Origin of the sequence: Streptomyces sp. SID12488, assembly GCF_010548275.1 — a bacterium.
GTDB lineage: Bacteria > Actinomycetota > Actinomycetes > Streptomycetales > Streptomycetaceae > Streptomyces.
The window spans coordinates 124,424-145,131 of sequence record NZ_JAAGLT010000015.1 but is presented as its reverse complement, the minus strand read 5'-3'; the positions used below and the strand labels follow the sequence as shown (position 1 = coordinate 145,131).

21 protein-coding genes and 1 riboswitch are annotated in these 20,708 nt (G+C 67.4%); of the genes, 13 read left to right on the top strand and 8 right to left on the bottom strand.

The window, feature by feature from the left end; all coding sequences use genetic code 11:
* The first annotated feature begins 2 nt into the window (after positions 1–2).
* From G3I56_RS23180 to G3I56_RS23150, 7 genes are all read left to right on the top strand, one after another.
* Positions 3–518 (top strand): Lrp/AsnC family transcriptional regulator, encoded by a 516-nt coding sequence (locus G3I56_RS23180; RefSeq protein ID WP_164411966.1) that lies wholly within the window; start codon positions 3–5, stop codon positions 516–518.
* A 2-nt stretch (positions 519–520) separates the two neighbouring features.
* Entirely contained in the window at positions 521–1,921 is a 1,401-nt protein-coding gene (locus G3I56_RS23175) for an aspartate aminotransferase family protein (RefSeq protein ID WP_164411964.1), read from the top strand.
* A gap of 207 nt (positions 1,922–2,128) precedes the next feature.
* The gene (locus tag G3I56_RS23170; RefSeq protein ID WP_164411962.1) at positions 2,129–2,905 is read left to right on the top strand and encodes an ATP-binding cassette domain-containing protein; all 777 of its coding nucleotides are present in this window, start codon (positions 2,129–2,131) and stop codon (positions 2,903–2,905) included.
* A complete protein-coding gene (locus G3I56_RS23165) occupies positions 2,887–4,131 on the top strand; it encodes a hypothetical protein (RefSeq protein WP_164411953.1) in 1,245 nt (414 codons plus the stop codon). The genes G3I56_RS23170 and G3I56_RS23165 overlap by 19 nt, the downstream gene beginning before the upstream one ends.
* Positions 4,132–4,273: 142 nt before the next feature.
* A complete protein-coding gene (locus tag G3I56_RS23160; RefSeq protein ID WP_164411950.1) occupies positions 4,274–4,687 on the top strand; it encodes a VOC family protein in 414 nt (137 codons plus the stop codon).
* Positions 4,688–4,710: 23 nt separating this feature from the next.
* Positions 4,711–5,832 (top strand): LOG family protein, encoded by a 1,122-nt coding sequence (locus tag G3I56_RS23155; protein WP_164411948.1) that lies wholly within the window; start codon positions 4,711–4,713, stop codon positions 5,830–5,832.
* A gap of 152 nt (positions 5,833–5,984) precedes the next feature.
* Positions 5,985–6,683 (top strand): LAETG motif-containing sortase-dependent surface protein, encoded by a 699-nt coding sequence (locus G3I56_RS23150; RefSeq protein ID WP_164411946.1) that lies wholly within the window; start codon positions 5,985–5,987, stop codon positions 6,681–6,683.
* A 92-nt stretch (positions 6,684–6,775) separates the two neighbouring features.
* Here G3I56_RS23150 and G3I56_RS23145 read toward each other — a convergent pair whose 3' ends face one another.
* The 5 genes from G3I56_RS23145 to rlmN all read right to left on the bottom strand — a co-directional run bounded on the left by G3I56_RS23145 (position 6,776) and on the right by rlmN (position 12,768).
* Positions 6,776–7,612, bottom strand: coding sequence for a maleylpyruvate isomerase family mycothiol-dependent enzyme (locus tag G3I56_RS23145; protein WP_164411944.1), 837 nt, complete (start codon positions 7,610–7,612; stop codon positions 6,776–6,778).
* 25 nt (positions 7,613–7,637) lie between these two features.
* On the bottom strand, positions 7,638–8,654 hold the full coding sequence (locus tag G3I56_RS23140) for an ABC transporter ATP-binding protein (RefSeq protein WP_164411941.1): 1,017 nt from the start codon (positions 8,652–8,654) through the stop codon (positions 7,638–7,640).
* Between the two features lie 2 nt (positions 8,655–8,656).
* The gene (locus G3I56_RS23135; protein WP_343240034.1) at positions 8,657–10,282 is read right to left on the bottom strand and encodes an iron ABC transporter permease; all 1,626 of its coding nucleotides are present in this window, start codon (positions 10,280–10,282) and stop codon (positions 8,657–8,659) included.
* A 68-nt stretch (positions 10,283–10,350) separates the two neighbouring features.
* Positions 10,351–11,433 (bottom strand): thiamine ABC transporter substrate-binding protein, encoded by a 1,083-nt coding sequence (locus G3I56_RS23130; RefSeq protein WP_164411937.1) that lies wholly within the window; start codon positions 11,431–11,433, stop codon positions 10,351–10,353.
* Between the two features lie 82 nt (positions 11,434–11,515).
* Positions 11,516–11,636, bottom strand: a riboswitch (TPP riboswitch).
* A gap of 25 nt (positions 11,637–11,661) precedes the next feature.
* Complete coding sequence (rlmN, locus tag G3I56_RS23125; protein WP_164411935.1) at positions 11,662–12,768, bottom strand: 23S rRNA (adenine(2503)-C(2))-methyltransferase RlmN; 1,107 nt, start codon at positions 12,766–12,768, stop codon at positions 11,662–11,664.
* A gap of 787 nt (positions 12,769–13,555) precedes the next feature.
* On the opposite strand from rlmN, the gene G3I56_RS23120 reads away from it, so the two are divergent.
* Positions 13,556–14,182, top strand: coding sequence for a hypothetical protein (locus tag G3I56_RS23120; RefSeq protein WP_164411932.1), 627 nt, complete (start codon positions 13,556–13,558; stop codon positions 14,180–14,182).
* A gap of 947 nt (positions 14,183–15,129) precedes the next feature.
* Here G3I56_RS23120 and G3I56_RS23115 read toward each other — a convergent pair.
* From G3I56_RS23115 to G3I56_RS23105, 3 genes are all read right to left on the bottom strand, one after another.
* Positions 15,130–15,969 (bottom strand): hypothetical protein, encoded by an 840-nt coding sequence (locus G3I56_RS23115; protein ID WP_164411930.1) that lies wholly within the window; start codon positions 15,967–15,969, stop codon positions 15,130–15,132.
* A gap of 702 nt (positions 15,970–16,671) precedes the next feature.
* Positions 16,672–17,334 carry a YdcF family protein gene (locus G3I56_RS23110; RefSeq protein ID WP_164411928.1) on the bottom strand — a complete coding sequence of 221 codons (663 nt, stop codon included), beginning with the start codon at positions 17,332–17,334 and terminating at the stop codon, positions 16,672–16,674.
* Entirely contained in the window at positions 17,331–18,125 is a 795-nt protein-coding gene (locus G3I56_RS23105) for a GntR family transcriptional regulator (protein ID WP_164411926.1), read from the bottom strand. The genes G3I56_RS23110 and G3I56_RS23105 overlap by 4 nt, the downstream gene beginning before the upstream one ends.
* A gap of 385 nt (positions 18,126–18,510) precedes the next feature.
* Between G3I56_RS23105 and G3I56_RS43275 the strand changes: the two genes are divergently transcribed.
* The 5 genes from G3I56_RS43275 to G3I56_RS23085 all read left to right on the top strand — a co-directional run bounded on the left by G3I56_RS43275 (position 18,511) and on the right by G3I56_RS23085 (position 20,706).
* Positions 18,511–18,657, top strand: a complete 147-nt coding sequence (locus G3I56_RS43275; RefSeq protein ID WP_203690447.1) for a hypothetical protein — start codon at positions 18,511–18,513, stop codon at positions 18,655–18,657.
* A 90-nt stretch (positions 18,658–18,747) separates the two neighbouring features.
* Complete coding sequence (locus G3I56_RS23100) at positions 18,748–19,014, top strand: DUF6284 family protein (RefSeq protein ID WP_164411924.1); 267 nt, start codon at positions 18,748–18,750, stop codon at positions 19,012–19,014.
* Complete coding sequence (locus G3I56_RS23095; protein ID WP_164411922.1) at positions 19,011–19,457, top strand: Pycsar system effector family protein; 447 nt, start codon at positions 19,011–19,013, stop codon at positions 19,455–19,457. Before G3I56_RS23100 ends, G3I56_RS23095 begins: the two co-directional genes overlap by 4 nt.
* Positions 19,454–20,314 carry a protein spdB gene (locus tag G3I56_RS23090; protein WP_164411920.1) on the top strand — a complete coding sequence of 287 codons (861 nt, stop codon included), beginning with the start codon at positions 19,454–19,456 and terminating at the stop codon, positions 20,312–20,314. The genes G3I56_RS23095 and G3I56_RS23090 overlap by 4 nt, the downstream gene beginning before the upstream one ends.
* Positions 20,314–20,706: an RRQRL motif-containing zinc-binding protein gene (locus G3I56_RS23085; protein ID WP_164411918.1), complete on the top strand. Its 393-nt coding sequence runs from the start codon at positions 20,314–20,316 to the stop codon at positions 20,704–20,706. Before G3I56_RS23090 ends, G3I56_RS23085 begins: the two co-directional genes overlap by 1 nt.
* Positions 20,707–20,708: the final 2 nt, after the last annotated feature.

Below are 20,708 nucleotides of genomic sequence, written 5' to 3'. Positions count from 1 at the left end.
TCGTGCAAAGTGAGCGCGTGGCCAGTCGAAGCGCAGAGCACAGGGACTCCCGCGAGTCCAGGAACGGCACTCCCCAATTGGACGCCGTCTCCCTCGCCATCATCGAGCAGCTCCAGGAGGACGGCCGCCGGCCCTACGCGGCGATCGGCAAGGCGGTGGGCCTCTCGGAGGCGGCCGTGCGCCAGCGCGTCCAGAAGCTGCTCGACCAGGGCGTGATGCAGATCGTCGCCGTCACGGACCCGCTCACCGTGGGTTTCCGCAGACAGGCGATGGTCGGCGTCAACGTCGACGGCGACCTGGACCCCGTGGCCGACGGGCTGAGCGCCATGCCGGAAGTCGAGTACGTGGTGATGACCGCGGGCTCCTTCGACATCCTCGCCGAGATCGTCTGCGAGGACGACGACCACCTGCTGGACGTCATCAACAAACGCATACGGGCCCTGCCCGGCGTGCGCTCCACCGAAAGCTTCGTCTACCTCAAGCTCAAGAAGCAGACCTACATGTGGGGAACCCGATAACCGTGACGACCACCGACAACCCCAGTTCCGGCTCCGGTTCCGGCTCCAAGGACCTCAGCCGCACCGCGTACGACCACCTGTGGATGCACTTCACCCGTATGTCGTCGTACGAGAACGCCCCCGTCCCGACGATCGTCCGGGGTGAGGGCACCTACATCTTCGACGACAAGGGCAAGCGCTACCTCGACGGTCTCGCGGGGCTGTTCGTGGTCCAGGCCGGTCACGGCCGCGTCGAGCTCGCCGAGGCCGCGTTCAAGCAGGCGCAGGAGCTGGCGTTCTTCCCGGTGTGGTCGTACGCCCACCCGAAGGCGGTGGAGCTGGCGGAACGTCTGGCGAACTACGCGCCCGGTGACCTCAACAAGGTCTTCTTCACCACCGGTGGCGGCGAGGCCGTCGAGACCGCCTGGAAGCTCGCCAAGCAGTACTTCAAGCTGGTCGGCAAGCCCACCAAGTACAAGGTCATCTCACGCGCGGTCGCCTACCACGGCACTCCGCAGGGCGCCCTGTCCATCACCGGCCTGCCGGCCCTGAAGGCCCCCTTCGAGCCGCTGGTCCCCGGCGCGCACAAGGTCCCGAACACCAACATCTACCGTGCCCCGATCCACGGCGACGACCCGGAGGCCTACGGCCGCTGGGCCGCCGACCAGATCGAGCAGGAGATCCTCTTCGAGGGCGCGGACACGGTCGCCGCGGTCTTCCTGGAGCCGGTCCAGAACGCGGGCGGCTGCTTCCCGCCCCCGCCGGGCTACTTCCAGCGGGTCCGCGAGATCTGCGACCGCCACGACGTCCTGCTCGTCTCGGACGAGGTCATCTGCGCCTTCGGCCGCCTCGGCACGATGTTCGCCTGCGACAAGTTCGACTACGTGCCGGACATGATCACCTGCGCCAAGGGCATGACATCGGGCTACTCCCCGATCGGCGCGTGCATCATCTCGGACCGCCTCGCCGAGCCGTTCTACAAGGGCGACAACACCTTCCTGCACGGCTACACGTTCGGCGGCCACCCGGTGTCGGCGGCGGTCGGCCTGGCCAACCTCGACCTGTTCGAGCGCGAGGGCCTCAACCAGCATGTGCTGGACAACGAGGGCGCCTTCCGCTCGACCCTGGAGAAGCTGCACGACCTGCCGATCGTCGGTGACGTCCGCGGCAACGGCTTCTTCTACGGCATCGAGCTGGTCAAGGACAAGGTGACCAAGGAGTCCTTCGACGCGGACGAGACGGAACGCATCCTCTACGGCTTCCTCTCCAAGGCCCTCTTCGAGAACGGCCTGTACTGCCGCGCCGACGACCGCGGTGACCCGGTCGTCCAGCTCGCCCCGCCGCTGATCTCGACCCAGGAGACGTTCGACGAGATCGAGCAGATCCTGCGCGCGACCCTGACGGAGGCGTGGACGAAGCTCTAGCCTCCGGCGGTTCAGTGGTTCAGTGGTTCAGCCGCTCGTTACGGCCCGGGATTGCACCCATACAAGTGAGAAGGGTGCGCCCCGGGCCGCGTGCTGTCCGGGGTGCACACCCAGGATCCTTAGCGTGCCTGGTAACCGATCGGCCCTGCTCTCGTTCCCCCGCACGGGGGACTGCAAGGCAAAACGGACCAGAACGAGGTGTACGCGATGGTGGCCCCGCCGGACAACGACGTGCTCTGGGCACGCGCCCTGCACTTCCAGCACAACGACGGCTCACCCGCGCTGAGCGGCATCTCGCTCGGTGTCCGGGAGGGCGAGATCCTCGCCGTCAGCGGCCCGCGCGGCAGCGGCAAGACGACCCTGCTGCGCTGCCTCTCGGGCCTGGTACGACCGCTGCGGGGCGAGGTCTGGTTCAACAGCGTGCCGGTGCACACGATGGGCCCGCTCGCCCGTGAACGGCTGCGCCGCGACCGGTTCGGCTGGATCGACCCGGCCCCCGCCCTCGTGCCGGAACTGAACGTCTGGGAGAACGCGGCCCTGCCCCTCATGCTGCGCGGCACCAGCCGCCGGCGCGCCAAGACGGCGGCCCTGGAGTGGCTGGAGCGCCTGGACATCGGCGGCCTGGCCCGCAAACGCCCGTACGAGCTGCGCCAGTCCGAACGCCAACGCGTCTCGATCGCGCGAGCGCTGGCACCGGCCCCCACGGTCCTCTTCGCGGACGAACCGACGGCGCCCCTCTACCAGGCGGACCGGGCCCAGGTACTGCGGACGCTGACGACAGCGGCCCGCTCGCACGGCATCACGGTGGTCCTCGCGACGCACGACGCGGACACGGCGGCGCTGGCGGACCGCACGGTCTCGCTGCTCGACGGGCGGCGCGTGAACACCGTCCACCTGCCCCCGGTCGCCGAGACCGGCACGGAGACCGTGCCTGGGACCGGGACCGACACGGAAGGCCGGGCCGCGTGCTCGCTCTCCGTCTAGCCCGCGGCGCCCACCCGGGCGTCCAGCTGCGCCGACTGCTGGTCGCGACGGCGTCGGCGGCCACGGGTTTCCTCCTCCTGGGCACCCTCGGCCACGCCCTCGCCCACCAGGACACCCCCGGCGGCTCGGCCCTGCGCCTGGCCTGGTGCCTGGCCCCCCTGGCGGCCACGGTCTATTTCGCGGTGACGGTGGCCCGCACCGACCCCGGTACGAAACCGCGCCCCGGCCTGTCGGCGATCGGCCTGGGCCCGGGCCGCCTGATGGCCGTCTCGGCCACGACAACAGCCCTGGCCTGCACCCTGGGTTCGATGCTGGCCCTGCTGTTCTTCCTCCACCTGCGGGGCGACCTGACGGGCATGCCGTTCGACGGCGACGCGGCGGACTTCCTGGCCGCGGACCACCCCCTCCCCCTCCCGGCCGCCCTGACCCTGCTGACCCTGGTACCGGTGGCGGCGTCGATCGCCGTCGCCCTGGTCCTGCGCCCCCGGGACGCCCGCCGCCGAACCACGGGCGCGAGCGGCACCCCGTCGGCGTCAGCGCCGGACAGCGCGTCCCGGCCCGCGGCACCAACCCCGGGTCCCGCTGAGACCGCCGCCCAGGAACCCGGCCTCCCCTCCCCCCACCTGCCTCCCCGGGACCTCCCCTGGGGCATCGCCGTGCTGGCAGCCGGCCTCGCCGTGGAGGCCTACGCCGCCCGCGCCCCCCACACACGCCTCGCCATGCCCGGCGGAGCCACCGGCAGCCCCGCCGCCGTACTCGTCGGCTGGACCCTCACCGCCCTGGGCCTCGCCCTGGCCGGCCCCGGCCTCACCCACCTCTGCGGACGCCTGCTCCAGGCCGTCCGCCCCGGCGCCCTCCGCCTTCTCGCCGGCCGCGTCCTCATGCAGGAGGCGACCCGCATCGGCCGCCCCCTGGGCGTCGTCTGCGCGGTCGCGTCGGGCGCGTACGCCATGGTCGTGCTGTACGACGCCGACGACCCGTCCCTCGGCCCCCTCACCACGCTGGGCGCCCTGGTCGTGGCGGGCTGCGCCGTCGCCACGCTCCTCACGGCCGCCGCCGAGGCCAGGCACGCCCGCGCGGACACCACCGCGGCCCTGGTCCGCCTGGGCGCACCGGCCACGACACTGCGCACCGCCGCCGGTCTGCGCGCCGCCGCCCTCCTCGCCCTGTTCGCCCCGCTGACCTTCCTGATCGCGGAGCTGGCGGCACTGCCGCTGACCGCCTGAACCCCGAACAGAACCCCGACAGAACCCGTGGGCAAACCCGTACGAAAACTCGTACGAAGAAATTCCGCACCGGCCGATGAGTTCCGCCCGGCCCCCGGGTCTACCCCATCGAACAGCAACACACCGACCGGGAGAGACCCTCATGAGCGAGTACCAGCAGATGATCTTCGTGAACCTGGCTGTCGGCGATGTCGCCGCCTCGAAGAAGTTCTTCACCGAACTCGGGTACACGATCAACCCGCAGTTCACGACCGACGACTGCGCGTGTGTCGTGATCAGCGACAACATCATCGCGATGCTGCTGAGCAAGCCGCGCTACTCCGACTTCACGAAGAAGGAGATCGCGGACTCCACGAAGACCAGCGAGGTCCTCATCTGTCTGAGCGCCGAGAGCCGCGCGAAGGTCGACGAGCTGGTCGACGGAGCACTCGCGGCGGGCGGCACCGAACCGCGCGACGCGCAGGACTACGGCCAGATGTACGGCCGTGCGTTCGACGACCTCGACGGCCACACCTGGGAAGTCATGTGGATGGACCCGGCGGCCGTCCAGGGCTGATCCGACCGTGCTTACATGGGCGGGTGCAGACGAGCCCCGCCCATGCGGCCCACCACGACGACCGTGAGATCGAGACGCTCCAGGAGTTCGACGCGACCGTCTCGGCCCGTGGCACCCTCGCCGGATTCCGCGTCCAGGCCGTCGATCTGACGGACCGTACGAAGGAGTTGCTGACCAGAGACACCGCGGGCGCCGTCTTCCTCGGCTGCCCGATGCGTCCGGACGCGACGGCGAAGGTCCGCGCGGACGGCGCCCTGGTCTTCCCGCCCCTCCCGGACCTGCCCGTCAACCCGTACCGCGGCCATCTCTACTCGCCGGACGAGTTGTTCGCCGGGCTCGACAAGGGTTACGAGCGGACACCCGACGCCCTCGGGTACGCCTGGTTCCAGCGTACGAAGGCCGACGGCGACATCTTCGCCTCGATGCTGCGCTCCGTCCACGACGACGCCGTCTCCGACGCCCTCGACGAACTCCTGCGCGCGACACAGGTCGTGGGGGTGATGGGGGGTCACGCGATGGCACGCGGTACGCAGGCGTACGCCGGTGCCGCGCGCCTGGGGCGCGAACTGACCCGCGCCGGGTTCACGGTGGCCACGGGCGGCGGTCCGGGCGCGATGGAGGCGGCGAACCTCGGCGCGTACGCGGCCCCCTTCGACGACACCATGCTCGACGAGGCCTGCGAACTCCTCGCCGGAGCGCCGTCGTTCACGCCCTCGATCACCGACTGGGCGCGCGCCGCCTTCGAGGTCCGCGCCCGCTGGCCCGAAGGGGCAGGCTCGGTGGGCATCCCGACCTGGTTCTACGGGCACGAGCCGCCGAACGCCTTCGCCTCGCACATCGCCAAGTACTTCGCCAACGCCACCCGCGAGGACGGGCTGCTGGCCCGCTCGAACTCGGGGATCGTCTTCCTGCCGGGCGCCGCCGGGACCGTACAGGAGATCTTCGACAACGCGACCCCGAACTACTACGAGTCGCGCGGCGAGCCGACACCCATGGTGCTGGTGGACCGCGCCCACTGGACCGAGCGGCTGCCCGCCTGGCCGTTGCTCCAGTCGCTGGCGCGGGCGCGGGCCATGGAGGACAGAATCGCCCTGGTCGACCGGATCGAGGACGCTCCGGAGGCTTTGAAACGCCTCGCTGGTTAACGGGTAGGCAAAACAAATGCCTGGAGCCTGCATACACATTGACAGTTCTTATGCCGCGCTTATAGACCTGTGAGACTCCAGGGGGTGATGAGGTGATGAGGTCTCTTCGCCCCTGCCACCCCCCTCAGTTGTGCACCCCGTGAAGGGCAACCGTGTCCATATCTCTCCGTACCGCGCGTTCCGTGCGCATTCTCGGTGTCGCCTCCGCCTCGGCCGCGCTCGCGCTGGGCGTCGCGGGCAACGCGTTCGCCTGCAACATCAGTGAGTTCTCCGCCGTCGCCAAGTGCGACGGCGAAAAGGGCGTCATCAGCGTCACCGACAAGGACCCGTCGGGCACCCCCGCGACGATCACCGTCTTCCTGGGCGACAAGCTCATCGGCACACAGGACGTCGTGGGCACCCGCGAGGGCGTCACCGTCGACTTCGCGGAGGACTGGGCGCCGAACACGACGTACCGCGTTCACGTCAAGGCCGGCCGCCAGGTCGACAAGGACATCAAGTCGGGCGTGAACACTCCGGACGAGGCCTGCACGCCGGAGTCCACCCCGACCCCGACCCCGACGCCGACCCCGTCGGCTTCGCAGCCGGAGGAGTCCGCCACTCCGACCCCGACCCCGTCGGCGTCGGAGCCCGAGGAGTCCGCCACCCCGACTCCGTCGGCGTCCGAGAGCACCCCGGGCGCCCCTGCCAGCAGCGTTCCGACCCCTGCGGGCGGCAGCTCCAACCTCGCCGAGACCGGCGCCAGCTCGAACACCGGTGTGATCGCCGGCATCGCGGCTGCCCTGGTCGCCGTCGGCGGCGGCGCCGTCTTCTTCGGCATGCGTCGTCGTGGGGCGTCCAGCAACAGCTGACGTTCCGCTCGCCGTGTCCGCAGTACCTGGCTGTACGTTGTGGCCCGTCCCCGGATCAGGGGGCGGGCCACTCCGCTGTCACCGGTCGTCCGTCATCCGAAGTTGGTCCGCGCCAGCCAGAACTCCAGCAGCTCCCGGTCCCCGAGGATCTCCAACCGCGGGCTGTCCAGCGGAAGTCGGCGGTAGAAGGCGAGCATGACGTCGGTGAGCGGGCCGCGCAGGGCGACCGTCGCCTTCTCATGACCGCGCCGCCACACGAGACCGTCCTCGGCCAGCTCGACCAGCCTCCCCCACCCTTCGGGCGGGGGGACCCCCATCTCGCTTCGCTCGGCGTTCAACTCGGGGGCGCCGTCGGTGGCGTGGAGATGGATGCTGCGCCCCGGCCCGCGCAGTTCGTTCGCCGGGTCGTCCGGATCGGTCCGCTGCGCGAACTCGACGATCTGCAGCCATTCGTCGATCGCGTCGGCGGCGATGTCCGGCGCGACCTCGTAGGGCAGTCCGGCGGTGAGCGTCGCGTCCGCGCGGTGCACGGTGATCTCGTGGGCCATCCGGCGCGCCCAGAACCCCGAGTTGTGGATTTCGGCCCACGACCACACCTTGGTGTCGGGCCCGGCCGCACGCAGGGTGCCGACCAGCAGCTCACCGGTCTCGGCTAGCCAGGCGTCGAGCGCGGCGGGGTCGCCCGTCGGCTCCGGCCCGCCGCCCAGCGGTACCTGATCCTCCTCGACCTCCTTCTCGGCCCGCGTGCGCACCAGTAGTTCCGCCCAGCGCAGGGCACCCCCGGTGTGCCGCACAAGCTGCTCCAGGGACCAGTCCGGGCAGGTCGGCACGGTCGCGGACAGATCAGTGCCGGAGGTCACCACCCCCCTCAACTGCCCCACCTGGTGTGCGATTTCATCGCAATAGCGGTCATGTGCGAGTGTCGTCATGCCCCGCACCCTATGGGCGGTCCCGTCAGCCGAGCACGACAATTTCGGCCGCGTCGAAGGTCACCCCGACCTCGTCCCCCGGCGTCGGCGCCTCGCGCAGCGCGCACGCGGCCTCCAGCCGGGGCGCGTCCTCGGGCTGGAGCTGTACGGCGACATGCGTACCCCGGAAGGTGCGCGCGGCCACCGTGCAGCGCAGTCCCTCGGCGGCGGGCACCAGTCGCACACCGGCGGGCCGTACGAGCAGCGTGCGCACCCCCTGTTCCGCGCCCTCGGGGACCGGAACCTTGCCCCAGGGGGTGTCCGCGACCTGCCCGCTCACCGTCGCCTCGACGACGTTGTCGAAGCCGAGGAAGCGTGCCACGAACTCGTCGACGGGCTGCTGCCAGACCTCAAGTGGCGTACCGGACTGGGCGATTCGCCCGTCGCGCATCACGATCACCCGGTCGGCCAGGGCGAAGGCCTCGCCCTGGTCGTGGGTGACGGCGAGCACGGTGGTGCCCAACCGGCCGAAGAGTTCCCGGAGTTCGACGACGAGCCGCTCGCGCAGCGAGCGGTCCAGCTGGCCGAGCGGTTCGTCGAGCATCAGCAGCCGGGGGCGGGGCGCGAGAGCGCGGGCGAGGGCGACGCGCTGCTGTTCCCCACCGGAGAGCGCGGCCACGGCACGTCCAGCGGCGCCCGGCAGCCCGACCAGGTCCAGCAACTGCCGTACACGGACATCCTGCTGAACCTTGGGTACGTGGTGCATACGCAGCCCGAAGGCGACGTTCCCGCCGACGTCCCGCTGCGGGAACAGCTGGTGGTCCTGGAACATCAGGCCGACCTCGCGCTTGTGCGCGGGCACCCCGGCGAGGTCCCGGCCGTCGAGCAAAACCCGCCCCGCGTCCAGGGGTTGGAGTCCGGCGACCGCCCGCAGCAGTGTCGATTTTCCACTGCCGCTCGGTCCGAGCACGCACACGATCTCGTGCTCGGCGACATCCAGGCCGACGCCGTCGAGCACGGCCCGCGTCCCGAACCGTACCGTCGCTCCGTCGAGACTGAGCATGGTCAGAACTCCCCCGTCCGGTCGGTCCGCAGCCGCTCCAGCACGAGCAGGGCCACCGCGCACACCAGCATCAAGATCGTCGAAAGGGCCATCGCCTGGCCGTAGTTGAGGTCCCCGGGGCGGCCCAGCAGGCGTGCCACGGCGACCGGCAGGGTCGGATTGTCGGGCCGGGCGATGAACACGGTCGCCCCGAACTCACCCAGCGACACGGCGAACGCGAACCCGGCCGCGACCAGCAACGCCCGCCGCACGATCGGCAGATCGACCTCGCGCCAGACCCGCCAGGGCGAGGCCCCGAGCACGGCCGCCGCCTCCCGCAACCGCCCGTCCACGGCCCGCAGCACCGGCAGCATGGTCCGCACGACGAACGGCACCCCGACCAGCGCCTGCGCGAGCGGTACGAGGATCCAGCTGCCGCGCAGATCCAGCGGCGGCTCGTCGAGCGCGATGAGGAACCCGAAGCCCACGGTCACCGCCGACACCCCGAGCGGCAGCATCAACAGCGCGTCGAACCCCCGTACGATCCGCCCGGCATCGCGCCGGGTGAGCGCCACGGCGGCCAGCGACCCCACGACGACGGCGATGCAGGTGGCGGCGACGGCGTACTGGAGCGAGTTCCCGATGGCGGCGATCGGCGCCACCAGGAAGATGCCGGAGTCGTCACGGGTGAGCGCCTCGTAATAGCCAGGACCGGTACCGCCGGGTGTGGCGAACGACCGCTGCACGAGCACGGCCAGCGGCAGCACCAGCAGGACGGCGATGCTCACCAGCACCCCGCCGAGCAGCGCCCACTGGCCCCGGCCGCGCGGTCGGCGTGCGGTGGTCTCCGGCGCCACGAGCCGCAGCACGCTCTCCCGCCGCCGTACCGTGCGGGCGTGCACGGCCAGGACCGCGCCCACCGCCACGAACTGGACGATGGTCAGCACGGCGGCCGTACCGAGGTCGAAGATCTCCGAGGTCTGCCGGTAGATCTCCACTTCGAGGGTGGCGAAGGTCGGTCCGCCGAGGATCTGCACCACGCCGAAGGAGGTGAAGGTGAAGAGGAAGACCATGAGCGCGGCGGCGGCGACGGCGGGTGCCAGGGCGGGCAGGGTGACCTGCCGCCAGGCCGCGAACCGCGAGGCGCCGAGCACCCGCGCCGCCTCCTCCTGGCGCGGGTCGAGCTGCGCCCAGAGCCCACCGACGGTCCGTACGACGACGGCGTAGTTGAAGAAGACGTGCGCGAACAGGATCGCCCACACGGTCGTGTCCAGCCGTACGCCCCACAACTCGTCGAGCAGCCCACCGCGTCCGACCAGCGCCAGGAACGCCGTACCGACGACGACGGTCGGCAGCACGAACGGCACAGTGACCACGGCCCGCAGAATCTGCTTGCCCCTGAAATCGAAGCGCGCGAAGACATACGCGCCGGGGAGCGCGATCAGCAGCGTGAGCACGGTGGAGGCGAGCGCCTGCCAGGTGGTGAACCAGAGGACATGCCGGATGCCGGAGTCCCCCAGCACGCCCCCCACCTGCCCCAGCCGCCAGACCCCGTCGACGTGCAGACCGCGCGCGACGATCGCGGCGACGGGGTAGGCGAAGAAGAGCGCGAAGAAGACGACAGGCAGCGCGAGCAGGGCCCCGCGCACGGCGGCACCCTTCCCACGAGCGACCGCACGGCCCGTTTCGACTACGCCGGCTGCTTCAGCCACTTCGGTTACTTCAGTACGAGCGATGTCCACGACTTGACCCACTGGTCACGGTGTTCGGCGATCTTCGCGGGGTCCATGGTCTCGGGGTCCTTGGCCTGCGGCCCGAACTCGGTGAACTCGGCGGGTACCTTGGCACCCTCCCGCACGGGATACACGAACATGTTGAGCGGCATGTCCTCCTGGAAGAACTTGCCGACGAGGAAGTCGAGCAGCGCCTTGCCGCCCTCGCTGTTGCCGGCGTTGCTGAGCAGCCCGGCGTACTCGATCTGCCGGAAGCAGGTGCCGGTCGCGACGCCGGTCGGAGCGGTGGTCGGCTTCGGGTCGGCGAAGATCACCTCGGCGGGCGGCGAGGAGGCGTACGAGACGACGAGCGGCCGGTCGGCCTTGGCCTTCTTGCCGCCGGCCGACCCGGAGAACTCCTCGTTGTACGCCTGCTCCCAGCCGTCGACGACCTTCACGCCGTTCGCCTTCAGCTTCGTCCAGTACGCGGCCCACCCGTCATCGCCGTACTTGGCGGCGCTGCCGAGCAGGAACCCGAGTCCGGGCGAGGAGGTGGAGGCGTTCTCCGTGACAAGGAGATCCTTGTAGGCGGGCTTGATCAGATCGTCGAAGGACTCGGGCGGGGTCAGCTTGTGCTCGCTGAACCAGGCCTTGTCGTAGTTGACGCAGATGTCGCCGGTGTCGATCGGGGTGACCCGGTGCTCGGCCTCGTCGGTCCGGTACACGGGCAGGATCGCGGCGGCGTCCTTCACCTCGTACGACTGGAACAGCCCGTTGTCGAGCGCGCGGGAGAGCAGGGTGTTGTCGACGCCGAAGAAGACATCGCCCTGCGGGTTGCCCTTGGTCAGGATCGCCTTGTTGACGGCCTGGCCGGCGTCGCCGTCCTTGAGGACCCTGACGGTGTACCCGGACTGCTTCTCGAAGGCGGCGAGGACGCTCTTCGACACGGCCCACGAGTCATGGCTGACAAGGGTGACGGTCTTGGAGCCGGCCGCCGAACCGCTGCCGCCGTCCTCCGACCCGCACGCGGACAAGCTGACAAGCCCGAGCCCGACGGCCAGGGCCGTGACCTGCCTGGTGATGCTCACTGGAATTTTCCTCCTGGGATGACCAGGAAGAGACGCGGCCCTGCCCGGAACCCCGTGAAGGTTTCCGGGCAGGGCGCAACAGCAAGAGTGATGACCGAACTTCCTACCCAGAATGACCTGGGCGAGGTTCAGAGGGTCTGCGGCCCACCAATGTGATCTGGCTGCCGCACTCTCAGCGCTGTGGCGCTCCCCTGTCGGAATATGAAGATATGTAGGTACGGCGTAAGCCTACCGCTCGGTGGCCGCCAGCTGCCCGCACGCCCCGTCGATTTCCTGCCCCCGGGTGTCCCGAACGGTGACAGGCACTCCGTGCGCGGCGATGGCCTCGACGAACGCCTTCTCGTCCTCGGGCCGCGAGGCGGTCCACTTGGACCCCGGAGTCGGGTTCAGCGGGATCAGGTTGACGTGCACGGGCTTGCCCCTGAGCAGCCGCCCGAGGCGGTCACCGCGCCAGGCCTGGTCGTTGATGTCCCGGATCAGCGCGTACTCGATGGACAGTCGGCGCCCCGACTTCGCCGCGTACTCCCACCCGGCGTCCAGGACCTCCCGGACCCTCCACCGCGTGTTGACGGGGACGAGGGTGTCGCGCAGCTCGTCGTCGGGCGCGTGCAGGGAGATGGCGAGCCGGCACTTGAAACCCTCGTCGGAGAACCGGTTGATGGCCGGCACGAGCCCGACGGTCGAGAGGGTGATCCCGCGCTGCGACAGCCCCATGCCGTCCGGAGCGGGGTCGGTCAGGGCACGGATGGCACCGACGACGCGCTTGTAGTTGGCGAGCGGCTCGCCCATCCCCATGAAGACGATGTTGGAGAGCCGCGCGGGGCCACCGGGGATCTCCCCGTCCCGAAGCGCACGCATCCCGTCCACGATCTGGTGCACGATCTCGGCGGTGGACAGGTTCCGGTCCAGCCCGGCCTGCCCGGTCGCGCAGAACGGGCAGTTCATCCCGCACCCCGCCTGCGAGCTGATGCACATGGTCACCCGGTCCGGGTACCGCATGAGCACCGACTCGACGAGCGTCCCGTCGACCATCCGCCACAGTGTCTTACGGGTGGTGTCCTGGTCGGTCGACAGATGGCGGACGACCGTCATCAGCTCCGGAAGCAGCGCTTCCTGGAGCTTGCCGCGCGAGGCGGCCGGGATGTCCGTCCACTCGGCCGGGTCGTGCGCGAACCGCGCGAAGTAGTGCTGCGAGAGCTGCTTGGCACGAAACGGCTTCTCACCGATCGCGGCAACGGCCTCTTTACGCTCGGCGGGCGTGAGATCGGCAAGATGCCGCGGCGGCTTCTGAGCTCCGCGCGGGGCGACGAATGTGAGTTCTCCGGGCTTAGGCATGGCTGTACCAGTGTCGCAGATCGATTCGTGTGACCTGCGCCGGAAGGTTCGGGGGGTGGTCGTTGACCGTCGTTGCTGGTCGTCGTCGGCCACCCTCGGACGGCCCACAGACGGCCCCGGAGATGGGCTCCGACCTGCCGAGATATGGGGCACGGATGCGCGTCGGTGCTGGTGAAATCCGCCTTGTAAGGGCGGAGGTGATCTGCTGCCGGGACGCCCAGGTGACTTCGGCAATCGTGGCACGCCGGGTCAGCGGTCCCTCTCAACCTCAGCGAGCCGTCGTTGACAGTGGTTGACAGTCCTCTGTCGCACAGTTCTGGCGTGCCACCGGTTGTCGCCATGAGGCGCTACCTAGTGGGCTCGTATGACAAAGGGAGGGGCCAGTGCCACCACCTGATGCTCCGGTTCAGGCTCCTCACAGATCACCAACTGGCATGCTGGCAACGTGTTCATGCCGATCCTCTCCGCGCAAGGGACTGAAGCATCTAGCTTGCCTGTGGCTGCAGTCGCTGTCGGAGAGCTGACTTGCGAGGAACCGTTGAGGCATATAGCGGCACCCACGCACCAAAGTAAGCAGGAATCGGATGTACAGAACTCCATGAACAACTCACCAACAAAGAACTTTCACGTACTGCTAGACCGCATCAGTCTGACCGTGCCTGAGAGGGACGAGGCCTTAAACCGAGCAGAGTCGGTTCGCGAGATCCTAATGGATTGTCCGCTAGTACAGGAATGTACCGTAACAGGCTCTATGGCACGATCCACGGCAATTCGAAAGTTTTCAGACGTGGACATCATCGCCATAATTAACGATGATCCGAAAATGATGGAAAATTCGAACCTGGCAATTAGTGCTATCTCGAGCTATCTGGCGCGCACATATGCCAGCATCGAAGACTTTGACAGTGCGGTTCACATTACACTAAATGACGGTCCAGGAATTGACGTTGTACCTGCGCTTATCGCAGGAAAAAATACGTCAGGCCATTCGCTCTTCAAGATTCCCGCCGAACAGGGAGCCTGGATTAATTATGATCCTGCGGGACAGGATCAACGAATCGAGCAGCTCTCTCTACAGCTCGGCGACGAATTCAAGCAGGCTATCCGCCTAGCAAAGTGGTGGAGCCGAGCGAACGGCAGCCCGATCCCTTCATATGAAATCGAAGGCGTCATGAGCCGAACCTTCCTCAAGTGGACAAAAATGCCCACACCACCCGAGGCACTTGCTGCTTTCTTCAGAGATGCCGACGCGAATAAGCCCGATAAGGTGACGGGCCACGGAAAAAGTGTCATTAGGAAAGCTGCACTGACGGCTCAAGATGCGCTTGAACTGGCCGCACAGGGTGACACTGCGGGATCCATAGAATGCTGGAGGTGCTTGCTCGGTGAACAATTCCCAACTATCGTCTTCTGAGATCATCGCTCTGGCCAATAGTCAGCTAGAGAAGGCTGGAGAGCTATACAGAAGAAGCAGATGGCTTCAGGTGGCCACATTTCTACTGAGCGTCTTGTCAATCTTTATTGCAAATCCCTATACCTACATTCCGGCATTACTTGCTCTCGGCGTACAAGTTTACGTGTGGTCTGTTCGGCGGGGTGCCGGGAACCGCCATAACGAGGGAGAGGAAGGACGAACGAGAGGGTTGCTGCTAGATGCTCTGGGAGCGGCCGAGGAGCGAGTGGATCTAAATAATTGGCTGATTCGAGTTTGGCCCCGGCAGGGAGAGGCACTTCCCGAACCAGTCCCCCCAAATTATTTTTCTAGTACTGCTCCTGTTGGAATGCGACGCCTATGCGACCACCTCCAGGAGAACGCATTCTGGAACAAGTTTATGTACAAGGAGGCTGCCGACTACTACGGAAGAATCCTGTGGGGGTTTGTGGTCGTCGCAGTAACTGCTGTACTTGTGGCCATTCCCCTCGCGTCCGATGGGCAGAACTTAATCTTGGCTCGTTTGATAGTTGTTGCCCTGGCATCTGGAGCTGCCTTCACGCAATGGTCGGAAGTTGCAGCATGGCATTCGGCTCATTCGAAGAGCGAACTACTCGACCGACGCCTGGAGGCGCTCGCAGATTGCACAGATGAGGAACTTAGATCGAGCCGAGTTGGCGCCCTACTTTCAGCCTACGGCGACTACTGCGTCGCTACTTCAGGAGCGCCACCTACTCCAACTTGGTTGTATAATCGGCACGGAGCTCACGTAAACCAACTTTGGGCCCGTAGGTTGGCCACATAAAATCCGCCATACAACTTCGTTCCGAAGCAACTTGGGATGATCGCTACCCTCGGGCCGACACCTTCGCCACTTGTACCGATGGCCTGCTGGCGTCCGTTGGATCCACTGCTGCACTGTCGTCAGGTCACCGCCCGGACAGTGTCGCCAATTGCTGAATCGATATCGCGACTCCCGTGGCGATACCTTTACGTGAGGGGTCTACAACAATAGGTGATTCGAGCGACTCATGGCGCGGCCCTTGAGGCACTGAATGCTTAAATTTCTCTTCCTGGCCGATATCCTCGAACTGGTAGTGAATATCGTAGGGGATGGCACCGAAAGATAGCCTCATAATGTTTTGCTGGCTGTCGTCATCCACGTACCAGCCGAAATCCATGTTGTCGGTTGACAGCGTAAGCCACTGCAATTGCCCGCATTGTTTCTTGTAGTCGGGCATTGGCGAGCTCGCCCCCGGGGCGGCAAAAAACTTTACTTCTCCAGCTTCGGCATTCGGTTTAAGGATCTTAGTCAGAACGCTCTGCACCATCCCCCATACAGCCACTCCGGCGGTGCGTAGCAGATAGGTACTCATGACAACGCCGGCCGCCGCATGTCGGTCAATCGTGAAGAGTTCGTCAGGAATCTCAGAATCAAAATGGGCTCCGCCCCACTTGTTGGCGTATTCGCGGATGAACTTGTCCCAACTGTACGAAACAGTTCCAGATTTCATGGTGAAGCGAAGCACGGGTTCCTGAACCCATTTAGAAAGCTTCAATTCTCGGGCCCCATGAAGGGTAGCGCCCGGTTCCTCTACAGGTATCGACCCTATTGACAGGTAGGATCCAGAACCTGCCGGTGCGCGTGAAGCTTGAATCGTGGGTTGATCAAGCCTGAACACTCGACAGGCTGTGAGTAGTACGGCGTTCCCCTTGCCTGCTCCAACGAGCGACCGGAGGGTGACGGCAAGGTCGTCAATCGCTGCCACGTTGCCATGATCGACCCGGTCAATGTGGTCAGAGAGTCGCGATGCCATGTGCGTCAACGCGCCAGCCAGGTGGTGCCGACGGTCCTCAGGAAATGTCATGACTCTTCTAGCCTTCCGATCGAGCTTTTGATCAGGTTGGCACACGATGCCTTTCCTGCCGATCCTTTTGTGGACAGCGGAGGGATCCCAGGAGAAAACAGCAGCCCGCGCCTCCCATCCCGTCCGTCGTCGACCTACACACCCGTGGAGCGGGGGAGCCCACCCATGCACGCCACGATGTGCCCGCAGTCCGGACGATGCCCTCTCCATCCTGGCGTCCGCCGATCCCCCGCTGGAGGCATATTTTCAACAGTGGGACGCGCACGTCGGTTGCTCGACTCTTGGCCCCAGTCCCTATCCACATGTGGGCGGGCATCGGGGCAGCCGAGGCAGCGCGAGCCGAAGACATGAGCGCAGCCCCGAGCGGGGCCGGGAGTCTGCCCGGCACAGCACGGCCGGGTGCTCGCACGGCCAGAGCAGTCGGCGACATCCGTCAGCAAGAGGCGGCTGGTGAAGCCCTCGATGCACTCAAGAAACGCAGTAGCCCGCCCAGCGGGATCCGGGCGGGCTACTGGATATGGAATGGACTTCCCGATCGTCGAAGAAATCAAGAAGATTGCTACTGGGATGAGCCTGCCGTTGCCCTTACCGGGCGGCGCTAACTCAAGCGCTGGTTGCCTCAGGGATGATTCGGCTGGTGAAACCCGCGCCGCACAACCGCTCGTAAGCGGCCACCGCGGCTTCCGGCACCACCTGCTCAATAGCCAGACCCAAGCCTGGAAAGACAAGCACTCGTTGCAGGGCGCCTACGATCATGTCGATCACCATGCGGGCATTCCCGATGGAGTCGGCGTACTCCTCCAAGCCCAGCGGGCTGGACGCGCACACCACCTCGACCTCAGGCCAGAGCTTTCGCATCATGGCGTACGAGCGTCGCTCTTCGTACGGCTTGCTGACGAGTAGGACAGACGAGGCCTTGATGCCGGCTTCGACCAGTACCGCCTTCGTGAACTCGATGTTCTCGCCGGTGTTCGTGGCGCGCGGCTCCAGCAATACGGCGGAGTCGGGCACCCCGAGCTGCAACGCCCGCTCGCGGTAATGGACGGCCTCGCCGCGCGGCATACGTGCTCGGGTCGTAGGGCTGGTGGCCCCGGTGAACACGATCACCGGGGCCATGCCCTGGTGATACAGCTCCGCTGCCACATCGGCCACGCCAAGGTCGTGGCTCCCCAGGCCGACGGCGACCGAGCAGGGCCGTGGGGCGTGGTGCATGAGGTGGTAGTCCCACAGAAGTCGGGCGTCCGCCCATGCCTGTGCCGAGATCATTTCTGACTCTCTCCGTCCTGTGCCGAGTCCGGAACCTTGAAGTCGTACTCCCATGCGAAGCGCGATGCCGAGTGGATGCCGATGGCGTACTCGACGACCGTGCCCTCGGCCGTGTAGGTGGTGCGGTGCAGTTCCACGACAGGTTCGCCCGGCGGCAACTGCAAGAGCTTCACCTCGTCCGCCGTGGGGACACGGGCGAACAGCGCCTCTCGCATGTGGTCGATCTCGTAACCCGCGTCGTACAGCACCCTGTATCCGCCGCCACGGCCGGCAGGGCCCGGTGTGGGGTCGACGATGCGTGTCCCCTCGACATGTTCGGGCCGGTAGTAGCTGGTCAGAGTGTGGGTGGGTTGGGTGCCCTCCTTCACCAGGCGGGCGCGTGCGTACACCCCGGAGCCGATCGGGACGCCGAGCCCTTCGGCGACGGCAGCGCTCGCCTCGACGCGGCTCACGGTCTGTGTCTGCTCATTGCGCTTGTATTCACGTCCTGACGCCACACGGTCCGCGATGAACGCGACTTCATCGCCATCGCGCCACTTCGCTTTGTCGTACCGCGCAACCCCGAGCCGCTTGAGCGGGGTGCGTGGGCGCACGACCGTGCCGTGTCCGCGTACCGACGTCACCAGTCCCTCGGCCTCAAGCGCTTTGTACGCCTGATGGACCGTGGACTTGGAGCCCTCCCCAGCCTCGACAAGGTCTCTGATCTGGGGCAACTGAGCCCCCGGCGCATAGTCGCCGTTCCTGATCTCTTCCGCGAGCCGATCAGCCAGCTCACGCCACTTGGGTGCCAAGCCGAACTCCCTTCAACGCGTCCCAGTGAAGCACAGTCCCAGGACTGTTGACAGTCCTGGGACTGCGTGTCATCGTCTTCTCAGGCCGGTCGCAGTCCTAGGACAGCGGATCGGAAGAGCCTTCTTTGGGCTGCTTCGTAGCCGTGCTGGTTCGGGATAGCTCGCCTTTACGTGGGGCCCTGACCTGGTCGTTCCTTGAAAACTGAACAGTGATTTGCATTGGCGGGACCTTGAATCCCGCCCCCGCGACGGCCGGGTGATGACCGTCGACGAAATCTCAGTCCCTGCCCGGCCACACGGGCGTACGCAGCAAAGCAGGCAGGGGCACGTGGCCCGCCGATCCGTTCGGCGCCGGCCCACACCTAGGACACGTCAGGAGTCCCGCATGTTCGGCATGAAGCCGCAGGAGCCGACCGACCTGACCTCCCCCGAGGCCGTCAAGAGCGGCCAGGAGGTCTACGACCGCATCACGTCCGGCGAGTGCACGGACGCGGTGGCGGAGCTGAACGAGGCCTACGGCCGCACGAGCTGACCAACCCACCACATCAACGGCGCGCACCCCCGGAGTTACAGCTCCGGGGGTGCTTTCGGGCCGTAACACCTTCTCGGGAGACCACGACCCATGAAGCACATCGTCACTGTTCAGGACACTGTTACCGCGTTCGCCGACTGGATGGAGCCGACGGCCGCTGAGCTGGACGGCATCGACCGCGAAATGCCGCTGATCCTCGCGCAGGTCGACCTGCTGGACGCGCAGATCACCACCATGGACCGCACCCCCACCGAGCTGGACGTCCGGCGTTTCCGCCGGGCCCGCCGCAAGGTGCTCGCCGTCGGCCGCGAACTGGCCAACACCGCCGCGCCGCTCCTTCCGGAGGTGGGCGCGTGAGGACCACCGAACAGAACCTGACGGCCGCGCACACCGAGGTGAAAGCAGAGATCGCGCGGACCGACACCAAGACCGGTCTACTGCTGGCGTTCGTCGGTGCGGTCCTGGCCGGCACCTGGACCGTCGCCCGCGACCTCCCCCTCAACACCGCCGCCCTCACCATCGGCGGTACGGGCATCCTCGCGCTGGTCGCGGCGGCGGGTCTGCTGCTGCGGTCGGTACGCCCGAACCTGAGCGGCGGGCGCGGGTTCCCTCTGTGGGCCACGCTCACCGCCGAGCAGATCGCCGCCGCCCTGTCTGAGGACATCGGCGCGGACATCGCGGGTCTGTCCCGGATCGCGGTGGCGAAGTTCACCGGCCTCAAGCGCGCGGTCGACCTCACCTGCGTCGGCGGCGCCCTGCTCATCGTCGCCGCTGTGCTCGCGGTGGGGGGTGCGGCATGAAGGCCAAGACCGTTCTGCCCGCTGTCGCGATGACGGCGGTGTCCATGGTCCTCACCCTGGCCGTGGTCATGATGTGGCTCGGGACGGCGGTGCCGTGGCCGGTCGCGCTGGTCGTCGGTCTCGGCATCGACGGAGGGTGGCTGGCTACCCTCGCCTACGAGCGCCGCCTCGCCGCGCAAGGGGACCACAACCGCATCGTGACCGCCGTCGGTTGGTCGTTCGGTCTGGTCGCGGCTGGTGTCCTTGTCGCCCACGCGCTCACCGCAGAGCAGGGCGCCGGCGCGTGGCTTGCCGTGGCGTGGCTGCCGATCGCGGCGAAGGCCTTGTGGCTTGTGCACGGACTGTGGGAGCGCACAGCGCTGACTCAGTCCGCGCTCGGAGCGATCCGGGGTATCCAGCAAGAGGCCCGTGATGAAGCGGCCGTTGCTCGTGCCCGGTTGCGGGCTGAGGCTGCGACCGAGGAGACGCGGCTGACGGCCGTGACGCACGCCGGGGCCCGCGTCGCACGCGTCCAGGCAAAGACCGCCAAATCCCTTGCCGGCGCCTGGTCGACGCTGGAAGCGGCGCGTCAGGGAGACGACACCGGCAGGGCGCTGACCAGCGTGACGAGCCGCGTCACACCCGACGTCACACCCCGCTGGGAACTCCCCGTCTGGGGACCCACCCAACCCATCACAGCCCGCTCGCTGGAAGCGGTACCCGCACTCACCGACCAGGAGCTTGACGACCTGGTCGACGAGATCCGCCACAGCCAGACGCCCGCCCTGTCCTACCGGGAGATGGCCATCCGCTTCCGGGCGGCCGGCCACTCCGCATCCGAGGTCCGCCTCAGGGCCGCCTGGAAGCGGGTCGCCTGATGTCCGCCGCCTACGGCAAGTGCTTCGACCCGACCGGCGCCCGGTACGGCATCCCCACCTTCCCCTGGAAGTTCGTTCCCGACGACGAGCAGTTCGCCACCCGCCGACAGTTACGGGCGCGGGGACTGCGTCCGGGGGGCCAGCCGATAGCTGCGCAGGTCATGCGCGTCAACCGGCGAGCCGGCGGGGTGCGCGTCGCCTACCTCTACCGGATCGACCTCGCGCTTCCGGTGCGGCCGATGACGTCCCGGAAGTGGGGTGCGCTCGCGCTGGCGATGCTGGCCCGCCGCACCTGCCCCAACTGCCAGGTCATCTACAGCTACTGCATGCCGACGTCGCTCGGCATGTGCGTCCTGTGCGCCTTCCCCGAGCCGACCCCGAAAGAGGGCTGACC